The organism is Maribacter sp. ACAM166 (assembly GCF_005771495.1).
Lineage (GTDB): Bacteria > Bacteroidota > Bacteroidia > Flavobacteriales > Flavobacteriaceae > Maribacter.
The window spans coordinates 11,777-24,173 of the sequence record NZ_VAUW01000011.1; the positions used below are offsets into that span (position 1 = coordinate 11,777).

A 12,397-nucleotide genomic window follows, 5' to 3' on the forward strand; every position below is an offset into this window, starting at 1 on the left:
TATTTAGCAAATGAAGCAAGGCTTAAAGTTCTTTTTTATCCATTTTTTTGTGCTAGCATTTTTTATAATTGCAGCTTTAGCGTACTTCAGTCCTGTACTGCAAGGTAAAGTGATGTATCAGCACGATATTGCTCAGTATACGGGCATGGCCAAAGAGCAGAATGATTTCAGAAAATCAAAGGATCAAGAACCGTATTGGACAAATAGTGCTTTTGGTGGCATGCCTACCTATCAATTAGGTGCAAATTATCCTCATAATTACATTAAAAAATTAGATCGATTAATTCGGTTTTTGCCTCGACCTGCAGATTACCTTTTTCTATATTTTATAGGTTTTTATATTCTACTTTGTTGTTTAAAAGTTGATTATCGTTTAGCCATCGTAGGCGCATTAGCTTTTGGTTTTTCTACATATCTCATCATAATTTTAGGCGCTGGGCATAATTCTAAGGCACATGCAATAGCCTACTTGCCCGTGCTCTTGGCTGGTATTGTTCTTGTTTTCAGGAAGAAATACTTGTGGGGTTTTGTACTTACGGCACTAGCTATGGCACTTGAAATTACCGCCAACCATTATCAGATGACGTATTACTTTATGTTATTGGTACTTGTATTAGGTATTGTTTATTTGGTATATGCAGTAAAGGAAAAGCAGCTAAAACATTTCTTTATTTCAGTAGGAATCTTATTAGTTGCCGTAACCTTAGGTATTGCCGCAAACGCTACCGGATTAATGGCTACTAAAGAGTATGCAGATTGGAGTACCCGTGGTAAAAGTGCATTGACGATTAATCCTGACGGTTCATCAAAAGTGAATACGGGAGGCCTGAGTAAAGATTATATTACAACATGGAGTTACGGTATTACAGAATCGTTGAATCTTTTTGTGCCACGACTTTTTGGTGGTGCAAGTCAAGAAAATTTGGGTGAAGATTCAAAGTCATTTAATTATCTGATTGATAAAGGCTTACCTAGATCAAGTGCATTAGATTTTGTAAGTGGTGTTCCATTGTATTGGGGCGATCAACCTGGTACATCAGGCCCAGCGTACTTAGGTGCTGTTGTATTTTTTCTTTTTGTTCTAGGCCTGTTTCTGGTAAAAGGAAAGCATAAGTGGTGGCTGTTAATTGGTTCGATAGTGTCCCTGGTTTTATCATGGGGAAAGAATTTTAGTATGCTTACTGATTTTATGATTGACTACTTTCCGTTGTATGATAAATTTAGGGCTGTTTCATCCATACAGATTATATTGGAGCTATGCGTACCTATTCTTGCGATTTTGGCTTTGAAAAAATTATTAATGGATAAGGTTCCACGAACTGATAAGCTAAAATCGTTGACGTTCGCAACCGGAACAATTTTGGGCTTAGGTGTATTGTTATTTTTATTTAAGGGAGCTTTTGATTTTGTTGGAGCTACAGATGGTAATTTAAGAATGACGGGGTTAGAAGAGCTTCCTGAAATGTTGAGATTAGACCGTAAAAGTGTGTATTCAAGTGACTTATTTCGGTCGCTTGCTTTTGCACTCATTACCGCATTATTATTGTGGTTTTATTTAAAAGAGAAATTAAAGATCAATATCTTAATTATTGCGGTTGGTGTTTTAGTCGTTGTAGATTTAGTTGGAGTTGATTTACGGTATGTGAACAATGACAATTTTGTATCTAAACGTAAAATGTTAGAACCTTTTCAAGAAACACCGGCAGATAAACTTATAGCAAAAGATGAAGGTGTTTTTCGTGTTTTTGACCAGACTGATGGTTTTGATTCTGCAAAAACGGCATATTTTCATCAAAGCATAACGGGCTACCATGCAGCTAAACCTGCTGGTATGCAAGATCTTTTTGATTTCCATATTTACAACGGTAATCTTTCTGTATTGAATATGCTCAATATTAAATACGTGATAAGAAAGGATGAAGAGGGAAAATCGTTTCCCATTGAAAACCCAAATGCCAACGGAAATGGGTGGTTTGTAAAGCAGTTAATACCTGTTGCTAATGCTGATGCCGAGATTTCTGCTTTAGATAGTTTAGACACTAAAAATAGTGCAGTTTTTAATACATCTAACTTCAAGGATATTAGGAAATTAGCATATAAAGTCGATGCTACAGCGTCGATATCTTTGATTGATTATGAGCCAAATCACCTCATTTATTCCTCAAAGAATAGTAATGAAGGTGTTGCTGTTTTTTCGGAAATGTACTATAAAAATGGATGGAATGCTTATATAGATGGTAAAGAAAGTGATTACTTTAAAGTCGATTATGTTCTTAGAGGACTTAAAGTGCCATCTGGTAAACACAAGATAGAGTTTAAATTTGAACCAGAAGTAGTTACTCAAGGTAGTAAAATTACATTGGCAAGTACCATTTTATTAGGTCTTGTGATTGTTGGAGGATTGGGCTTTTCTTTTTGGAAATTTAAAAAAGAGGAGGAAGAATAATGAGAAAGGTCCTGGTCATTACGTATTATTGGCCTCCCGCTGGCGGACCAGGTGTACAACGTTGGCTTAAGTTTGTTAAGTATCTCAGCGATTTTGATATCGAACCGATAGTTTATATTCCTCAAAATCCCCAGTACCCACTTATAGATGAAACATTTCTAAAAGACATACCAAAGGATATTAAAATTTATACCCATAAAATTTTTGAACCCTATCGTGTAGCAAGTCTATTTTCAAGCAAGAAGACCAAGCGAATAAGCTCTGGTATCATTCAATCAAAAAATCAATCGTTCATCGAAAAGTCCCTATTATGGGTTAGGGGAAATCTATTTATACCTGATGCACGAAAGTTTTGGATTCAACCATCTGTAACTTTTTTAAAGGGAGTTCTGAAAAAAGAAGATATAGATACCGTAATTACTACTGGGCCGCCGCATAGTGTGCACCTCATTGGTTATTCTCTAAAAGAATCACTATCCCTTAAATGGATTGCAGATTTTAGAGATCCTTGGACATCTATAGGGTATCATAAAAAATTAAAACTCTCTTCATACGCAGAAAGAAAGCACAAAAATTTGGAATCGAAAGTGCTCAATTTTGCAGACAAAATAGTGGTCACTAGTAAAACGACAAAGAAAGAGTTCGAGAAAATTACCAATCAGCCCATTACAGTGATTACAAATGGATTCGATGGAGAAAGAACAACGAATGCTACTCTTGATAAAAAATTCACGATTTCTCATATTGGGTCTATGCTTACTGGCCGTAATCCGACTAATTTATGGCGCGTTTTATCAGTATTGATGAAACAGAATAATGAATTCAAGAATGCCTTACAACTCCAATTTATTGGGGTAGTCAGCGATGATGTTTTGCAATCACTTACAGACTTTGGTTTAAAGGAAGTTTATAAAGTTATTGGTTATGTGTCGCATGAAGATGCTTTAAAATATCAAGAAACATCACAAGTTTTACTATTGGCTGAGATTGATTCTCATGAAACCAAGGGTATTATCCCTGGAAAATTATTTGAATACATGGCTGCGCAGCGCCCTATATTAGGAGTAGGGCCTAAGCATTGGGAAGTAGGGGATATCGTAGCAGAAACAAACGCTGGTCACATTTTTGAGTATGCTGATGAAATTGCATTGAAAGACCTACTTTTAACTTGGTTTGAACTGTTTCAAAAGGGTGAATTATCAATATACTCTAAAGGAATTGACACCTATTCTAGAAAGGAACTTACCCGAAAACTGGCAGAATTTATCTAATGGGCATCGTACTAAAACAATCCTTAAACAACACGCTTGTAACCTATATCGGTTTTGCAATAGGAGCAGTTAATACCCTGTTTTTGTATACTAATTTTATGCAGCCCGATAATTATGGGTTGATTCAAGTAGTCTTATCTGTATCAGCTGTACTAATGCCGATTTTAGCCTTTGGGGTTCCCAATAGTCTAGTTAAATTTTATTCTAGTTTCAAAAAGGATAGTAGTCAAGATGGGTTTTTAACTTTAATGTTATTACTTCCGTTACTGCTCATTATACCTATAGCTTTACTTAGTTACTTTGCCAATGAAACTATTGGAGATTTACTATCGAGGGAGAATCCGATAGTACGAGATTATGTTTGGCATATTTTTCTAATCGGTATGGCCTTGGCCTATTTCGAAGTATTTTATGCTTGGGCTAGAATTCGAATGAAATCCATTTTCGGTAATTTCATGAAAGAGGTGTTTTGTAGAATTGCTCAAACCGTATTACTTATTTTGCTATGGCTTAAATTCATTGATATTGATACTTTTATAAATGCACTGGTTGGGTGTTATCTTTTAAGAACAGTGGTCATGAAAATTTACGCTTTTCGGTTACGGATGCCAAAGCTTAATTTCCACCTTCCTGCCAATTCCAAAAGCATAATAAAGTATAGCGGACTCATCATATTAGGTGGCTCAACTGCTATTGTTCTTATGGAAGTTGACAAAGTAATGTTGAACAACTTCTTGAAAATTGAAAATGTTGCTTACTATGCTGTTGCAGGTTTTATTGCGTCAACAATTGCTGTACCATCTCGTGCCATGCATCAGATAACCTATCCGTTAACAGCAGCCTATCTTAATGAAAAAGATAAACCTGCGCTAAAAAAGCTATACCAGAAAAGTTCGTTAACACTTTTCATAGTCTCCGGCATTCTTTTTTTATTGATTATACTAAACCTTGATGATTTATATAAATTGTTACCGAAAAACTATTCAGGTGGTTTCATGATTGTTTTTTGGATAGGATTAGCTAAAGTTTACGATGCACTTCTAGGGAACAATAATTCAATTTTATTCAATTCTGATTATTATCGTTCAATATTATTCTTTGGAGTATTGTTGGCAGTTTTGGCTATTGTTTTCAACTTATGGTTGATTCCAACGTATGGTATCGACGGTGCTGCAATAGCTAGTTTCACTGCTTTTTTTATATATAATACATTGAAATTGGGCTATGTAAAGGCAAAGTTTAAAATAGTTCCATTTACCCATGAAACTTGGAAAGTTCTTTCATTATTGATTATTGTAGGAGTCTTATTCTCCACATATTCCTTTTCGTTTCATCCCGTAATTAATATTACATTGAAAAGTATATTAATGATAGCAATGTACGTAGGAATATTGTACCGATTCAAAATATCAGAAGATGTTTATGGTGTATTAAACAAGTTCCTAAAACGTTAATTACAGCTTTAATTTTTCTTTTTTATGAGAACGTTGTATACCATAGTGTAGTTTGTAAATTTTCACGATAATTAGAAAAAGACTTATAATCAATGGACCAAAGATTAGCCCAACAAATCCGAATAAAGGAATTCCAACTATTACTCCTATCAATGTAATCAGTGGATGGGTACTGTCTAGCTTTTTCAAAACAACCAATCGAATTAGATTGTCGGTCATACCAACTACTAAAATACCATACAGCAAAATTCCCCAAGCTTGAAAATCATTTCCACTCGCCAAGCTTAACACGAATACAGGTATAATACCAATGAAGGTTCCTATAAAAGGAATCATTGAGCCGATGGTTATAATCACAAACCAAAACAAAGGATTTTCAATTCCAAATATAAGGAAGCCAATTAATGCAATAAAACCTTGAGCCAAGGCTACTAATGGAATTGCTATGGCATTTGATTTAACCACACTTTCTATTTCCTTACCTAAAATCACCAATGTTTTAGTACTCAAAGGAAGGTATACTAGTAATGAGTCCTTTAATTTCTGAGGACTTTTCAACATGTAATAGAGTATGAACAAGAGTAAACCAAGGGAAATTAGAATATTGAATGTACCGCTAGCGAAACCTTGAAGGTTATCTGTCAGCCAACCAGATGCTTGTTTTGGGTCTATGGTGGAAGAAACGTCATATTCTACATATTTCTCAAGTTGATAAACTTGTTCTTTAAAAGCTTTAGTAACTTGCTCTGATTTATCTGCTAAGTTCCCGATTTCTGCACTTAACATAAAAGCAGCTCCAGTTAAGGGTAAGAAAACACCAATTAGAGAAACAAAAATCAGTAATAACGCTGCCCACATTCTTTTCAAGCCTTTATTTAAAAGTTTTACCATCCATTTTCTTAGGATAACATAAAGTGTTAGGGCTCCTAGTACACCTGAAATGTACGGTAACATATATTTTATTATCAATCCTCCTAGGAAAATAATAAGTGCAAGAATAATTACCTGCCTAATAATTTTATGATTTATTCTCTTCATGAAATACCGTTTCCGGTTAGCTAAAAATTAGGTCAAAAGATAGAATTATATTTTTATAATAATTAACTCACATCCTATATTTTCTAATGCAAAAATTTACCTTGTAAAACTATTATAATCTTGGCATGTTATTAGATGTTCCTGTATGCAATTAAAAGAAATACATATTGTCAAAAACTTTAAGGAACCAATGCGTTTGCAGGAATATGGGGTAGGCATATTTAAGAGAATACCAACAAAATCTGCTTTAAAAAAAGCCATTAAGAAAGAATTGGTTTTTGTTGATGGTATTGTAGCATCTACAGGAATATTTATTAAAGGAGGGGAAAAAATAGAATACGCTTATCAAATAGAAGATACTAATAGTACACGTCTCAAATTAAATCTAGAAGTCATCTACGAAGATGATTATTTAGCCGTGGTCAATAAGCCAGCAGGTATACTGGTTAGTGGTAATGGATTTAAAACAGTTGCAAATGCGTTAGGTCAAAATTTAAGGAGTAGCACTGCCTTTGATTCGGTTAGGCCGCAACCAGTTCACCGTCTAGATTATGCAACCACAGGACTCTTGCTTGTCGGCAAAACAAATTCGAGTATAGTAGCATTAAATAAATTATTTAAAGAGAAACAGATTCTTAAAACCTACTACGCCGTAACTATAGGTTTAATGACATCGAGTGGATCAATAGATTTTTTAATTGATGAAAAAATGGCTCTTTCAATTTTTCAAGTTATGGACTGCATACCTTCTAAAAGATTTTATTTTTTGAATTTGGTCAAATTAGACCCGCAAACCGGAAGACGACATCAGTTACGCAAACACATGTTCATGAATGGGAATCCTATTTTAGGAGATGCTGCTTATTTTTTGGAAGGATTACAATTAAAAGGTAAGGGACTTTATCTGCATGCATATTCGTTAAAGTTCGTTCACCCTGTTCTGAATAAAGAAATGTATATTATTTCAAATCTACCAAAGAAATTTGAAAAACTATTCCCTGGCAATATCCGAAATAAAAAATAGGTTGTATAAAAAAGCGCCGTAATGAACGTATTCATTACGGCGCTAAACAACTAACCAACCTAAAAACTATTTTAATTTCTTCTATTACTTCTAGTAGTCGCTGATCTAGAACTCGTACTTCTTGATGGAGCTTTGCTTACTGATCTAGAACGTGTACTTCTGTTAACGGTGCTTTTACTTCTGTTAGGAGCTTTAGTAGTGCTTCTAGCCGCACTGCTACGTTGCGTTCTTACAGTTCTGCTACTAGAAGTCGTACTCCTGGCTACGGGTTTTTTATACGTGGTAGTACTTCTTTTTACGCTTGTACTCCTAGGCGTTTTTACTGCCTCTCTTTTAGTTACAGTTCTACCTTGATTACTACGTGATGCCGAATTATTTACTCTTTTAACAGTACCTTTATTGACAGTACTTCTTGTAACCTCTCTTTTAGTTACGCTTCTACCTTGATTTTTGCGACCAGTACTTTTATTACGTTTTACGGTTGTAGATCTATTTGCCGTAGCACTTCTATTGGTTCTTGCCGTATTATTTGAAGCTACTGTTCTGCCAGTTCTTAAGCCATTACCTCTTTTAGCAACACTTCTATTGCTTCTATAAGAATTATCTCTTATTGCAACACGTTTGTCATTCCTATAAATGCTAGCTCTTTCTCTTCTTACGTTATTATATCTATGTTGTTTACCAACATTTACATAAGCTTTTCTATAATTATTTCTGTAGGGATTGTAGTAAGAATAACGTATTGGAGTGTAGTACCTTCTATACGGTCTGTTATATACTAAACATAAGCTAATAGACGGTCTAGCAAACCATCTATGGAATGGTTGGTACACATAGTTTCTGTTATAAATATTGATATAACCTGTATGGTAATCATAAAATCCACGGTTGTTGTAGTATACATTCATCCCTCCAACTCTACGTACACGATTATTTAAATAGTTAATATCTACATCACCTATGTGATTAACACGACCATAATAGTCATAATAAATCGGAACATTTTCTACTTGAATTACAGCCCCGTAATCATCATACTGTGCATATGGACTATAATCATATCCGGAATTGAATGTGGTACCATTTCTATTTCCACTTACTTGATTCTCTATATAAAAGTCAAATTCGCCATCAGGGTATACAGAAAATGTAATTCCATTTTCAATAAAAATAAAGGAGTTATTAAATCTATAAGTATTGCTGGTAGCAACCTTATCTTCATTAATACTTGTAGCGAAAACACCTGTGGTGCCTAAAAACAACGCCGTAAAAAGGAGTATTAATTTCTTCATGATATAAGGTTTTAAATCTGCCCGAGGGCAGAGGTTTCGAATGTAACTATTCACATTCTCTTAGAATAATACAAACAACGTGCCAAAAAAATATAAAACCGATTAAAATATTGATTATCAATATTTTAATCGGTTTTAGTTGTTTGTGATTTAATTAAATTATAAGCTGGATTCCTAATTCAACTTCTCCTTTAAATAATTGGCTGTAAATGATTTTTTGCTTTTTATGACTTCTTCAGGAGTACCTTCTGCCAATAATTGTCCGCCGTTTTCTCCACCGCCAGGGCCAAGGTCGATTAAATAATCGGCACATTTTATTAGTTCTATATTATGTTCAATGACAACAATGGAATGGCCTTTTTTGATTAAGGCATTAAAAGATTTTAAAAGTTTTTTAATATCATGAAAATGTAAACCTGTAGTTGGTTCATCAAAAATGAATAGCGCTTTATCTTTTGTGCTTCCTTTTATAAGGAAAGATGCTAATTTAATACGTTGTGCCTCACCACCCGATAGGGTAGAGGACGATTGGCCTAATGTTACATAGCCGAGTCCTACATCTTGTAACGGTTTAAGTTTAGTGACAATTTTCGTCTGTTCTCCTTTTTCAAAGAACTGAATGGCATCATCAATAGTCATATTAAGTACATCATCAATATTGGCATTATTGAATGCAACCTCCAATACTTCCTTTTTAAAACGTTTGCCTCCACATGTTTCACATTCTAAATGCACATCTGCCATGAACTGCATTTCTACCGTTATCTCACCTTCCCCTTTACATTTTTCACAACGGCCACCATCCACATTAAACGAAAAGTGCTTGGCTTGATAGTTTCTAATGTTGCTTAGCTTTTGATTGGCATACAAGTTTCTAATATCATCGTAAGCCTTTATGTAGGTTACTGGGTTGGAACGAGAAGACCTACCTATTGGGTTTTGGTCTACAAATTCAACATGCTTTATATGCTTATATTTTCCTTCTACAGATGAGAATTGTCCAGCTTTTTCGCCATAACCACCAACTGCTTTTAGAATTATAGGATACAGTAATTTTTTCACTAATGTACTTTTACCACTACCAGATACGCCTGTAACTATCGTAAGCATATCTAATGGAAAAGTCACATCTATATTCTTTAGATTATGTTCTCTAACCCCTTTTATGGTAATATAATTTTTTAAAGTTCTTCGTTCTGTAGGGACTTTGATTTCCATCGTCCCATTTAAATATTGTGCTGTAAGGGATTTTGATTTCAATATTTCGCTTAAGGTACCTTGAGCAACAATATTTCCGCCATGGGTACCAGCTTCCGGTCCAATGTCGATTACCATATCTGCGGCTTTCATAATATCTTCATCATGTTCAACGACAATAACCGTATTTCCTAAATTTCTTAAGGAAATCAATACCTCTATAAGGTTTTCTGTATCCTTAGGATGTAATCCTATACTTGGCTCATCTAAAATATACATCGAACCTACCAAACTACTACCTAATGAGGTAGCAAGATTGATACGTTGGCTTTCACCACCTGAAAGTGTATTTGATTTTCTATTGATCGAAAGGTAATTTAGGCCTACCTTATTAAGAAACCCAAGTCGCGTATTTATCTCTATTAGTAACCTCGCTGCTATAGTTGCATCATTTTCATTGAGTTCTAGATTATTAAAAAATACAATGAGCTTTTCAATAGATAAACCGACCAATGAGGATATTGAAGCTCCACCAACTTTTACGTAATCGGTTTCAGGTCGTAATCGTTTTCCATTACAGACGTTACATTTTGTCTTACCACGATATCTAGACAACATAACCCTATTCTGAATCTTATAGCTCTTTTCCTCAAGCATGCCAAAGAACTTATGTAAACCGATGAAATGATCATTACCTTTCCATACCAGTTGTTGCTGTTCCTCAGATAATTCAAACCAAGGCTTATGAATAGGAAAATCAAATTTATAGGCAGCGTTCACTAATTGATCACGGTACCAGCTCATGCTTTCACCACGCCATGGAAAAATTGCATTTTCAAAAACTGAAAGAGCAGTATTTGGAACCACTAAATCTTGATCTATGCCAATTACGTCTCCATATCCTTCACATTTAGGACAGGCACCATAGGGATTATTAAAGCTGAACAAATGAACATTGGGTTCTAAAAACGTAATTCCGTCTAATTCAAATTTATTGCTGAACGGTGTTTGCTTTTCATTTGCTAATTCTTCAATAATACAATCACCTTTACCTTCGAATAAAGCAGTATCTATCGCATTTGCCAATCGATTGTAAAAATCTTCATCATCTTTTGTGATAATTCGATCTATAACTAAATCAAATTTTTTCCCGATATTTTCTGGAACTTGGTCGATACGTAAAACTTTATTGTTGTATTTAATACGCGCATACCCTTGTTTTGAGAATAATTCTAACGATTTAATCGCATCTCTATCATCTCGTATAGTAATCGGAGCAAGAAGTAAAAGTTTTGTTTGCTCTTCAAATGTTTTAACATGATTGACGATATCTGTAACGGTATGTTTTTTTACTAATTTACCTGATACCGGAGAATACGTCTTGCCAATACGTGCAAATAGAAGTTTTATGTAGTCATAAATTTCTGTAGTGGTACCAACCGTAGATCTAGGGTTAGTAGAGTTTACTTTTTGCTCAATAGCAATAGCAGGTGCTATACCTTTTATATAATCTACTTTCGGTTTGTCAAGCTTACCTAAAAATTGCCTAGCGTATGAAGAAAGACTTTCTACATACCTTCTTTGCCCCTCGGCATAGAGGGTGTCAAAAGCTAAACTAGATTTGCCAGAACCAGACAATCCAGTAATTACTACAAGTTTGTTTCTAGGGATAACAACATCGATGTTTTTAAGGTTGTGCAGTTTTGCTCCTTTAATTATGATGTTTTCTTTCGGATTTATTTGGGCTAGTGTAGGCATACGAATATCTAAGTCGACAAAGATAAGCTTTGCCTTTTTTCTTTGCTAAAAAATGTATTTCATCTAAAATAACGGAAGAATTTTTCACATAATTATAAGAGTATTTATTTTTTTCTATCTTTGGCTTTTAATAATAATTCAATTCGCCTATAGCGCAACATTACTTTTTTAAGTTAGGATAATAACCACTAGACCCTCATTCTTTGAATTTGGGACTACATTTTAACCCTTAAAGTAAAGTTTATGGTAGTACAAGTTGAAGATTCCCAATTAGTTAAGCAATATATTCAAGGAGATGAAAGAGCGATTGAAGCACTTATCAATCGTCATAATTCTCGTCTAACCGGTTTCATCTATTCTAAGGTAGGAGACCGAGAACTAACCGAAGATATTTTTCAAGATACTTTTATGAAGGTCATTCGCACCTTAAAAAAAGGTGCTTATAATGAAGAAGGTAAATTTTTGCCTTGGGTTATGCGTATAGCACATAACTTAATTATTGATTATTTCAGAAAACATAATAGAATGCCAATGTATAATAGCAAGGAAAGCTATAATATCTTTTCATTATTAGGGGATGATAAATTGGATGCCGAACGGCAGTTGATTAAAGAACAAATAGATTCTGATTTAATAAAAATTATAAAGGAGCTGCCTGAAGATCAACAAGAGGTTTTAGAAATGCGTATATATAAGGATATGAGTTTTAAAGAAATTTCTAATAATACGGGCGTGAGTATTAATACCGCATTAGGTAGAATGCGCTATGCTTTAATAAACCTAAGAAAGTTGGTAGAAGCAAATAGTATTGTTTTAACGAATTAATCGGTTACAGGTCGAGTTGATCTACTATTTTCATTTATGCATCGTTCTTTAGTTGAACCTAAACAACAAGTACCATGGAGAAAATTTACTTA

General features: G+C 34.3%; 8 protein-coding genes. 5 read left to right on the forward strand and 3 right to left on the reverse strand.

What is annotated here, in order from left to right; translation table 11 throughout:
* Positions 1–10 precede the first annotated feature (10 nt).
* Genes ES765_RS09610 through ES765_RS09620 form a run of 3 tightly spaced genes read left to right on the forward strand, consistent with a single transcriptional unit; the run spans position 11 to position 5,171 of the window.
* Complete coding sequence (locus ES765_RS09610) at positions 11–2,446, forward strand: YfhO family protein (protein ID WP_138113628.1); 2,436 nt, start codon at positions 11–13, stop codon at positions 2,444–2,446.
* Positions 2,446–3,717, forward strand: a complete 1,272-nt coding sequence (locus ES765_RS09615) for a glycosyltransferase family 4 protein (RefSeq protein WP_138113630.1) — start codon at positions 2,446–2,448, stop codon at positions 3,715–3,717. The genes ES765_RS09610 and ES765_RS09615 overlap by 1 nt, the downstream gene beginning before the upstream one ends.
* Positions 3,717–5,171 carry a lipopolysaccharide biosynthesis protein gene (locus ES765_RS09620; protein ID WP_138113632.1) on the forward strand — a complete coding sequence of 485 codons (1,455 nt, stop codon included), beginning with the start codon at positions 3,717–3,719 and terminating at the stop codon, positions 5,169–5,171. The genes ES765_RS09615 and ES765_RS09620 overlap by 1 nt, the downstream gene beginning before the upstream one ends.
* Here ES765_RS09620 and ES765_RS09625 read toward each other — a convergent pair whose 3' ends face one another.
* Positions 5,172–6,209 (reverse strand): AI-2E family transporter, encoded by a 1,038-nt coding sequence (locus ES765_RS09625; protein ID WP_138113634.1) that lies wholly within the window; start codon positions 6,207–6,209, stop codon positions 5,172–5,174.
* Positions 6,210–6,354: 145 nt separating this feature from the next.
* Between ES765_RS09625 and ES765_RS09630 the strand changes: the two genes are divergently transcribed.
* A complete protein-coding gene (locus tag ES765_RS09630) occupies positions 6,355–7,233 on the forward strand; it encodes an RluA family pseudouridine synthase (RefSeq protein WP_138113636.1) in 879 nt (292 codons plus the stop codon).
* Positions 7,234–7,304: 71 nt separating this feature from the next.
* Here the strand turns inward: ES765_RS09630 and ES765_RS09635 are convergent, their stop codons facing one another.
* Positions 7,305–8,525 carry a hypothetical protein gene (locus ES765_RS09635; RefSeq protein WP_138113638.1) on the reverse strand — a complete coding sequence of 407 codons (1,221 nt, stop codon included), beginning with the start codon at positions 8,523–8,525 and terminating at the stop codon, positions 7,305–7,307.
* Between the two features lie 174 nt (positions 8,526–8,699).
* Positions 8,700–11,480 carry an excinuclease ABC subunit UvrA gene (gene uvrA / locus ES765_RS09640; protein ID WP_138113640.1) on the reverse strand — a complete coding sequence of 927 codons (2,781 nt, stop codon included), beginning with the start codon at positions 11,478–11,480 and terminating at the stop codon, positions 8,700–8,702.
* A gap of 243 nt (positions 11,481–11,723) precedes the next feature.
* Between uvrA and ES765_RS09645 the strand changes: the two genes are divergently transcribed.
* On the forward strand, positions 11,724–12,305 hold the full coding sequence (locus tag ES765_RS09645) for an RNA polymerase sigma factor (RefSeq protein WP_138113642.1): 582 nt from the start codon (positions 11,724–11,726) through the stop codon (positions 12,303–12,305).
* Positions 12,306–12,397: the final 92 nt, after the last annotated feature.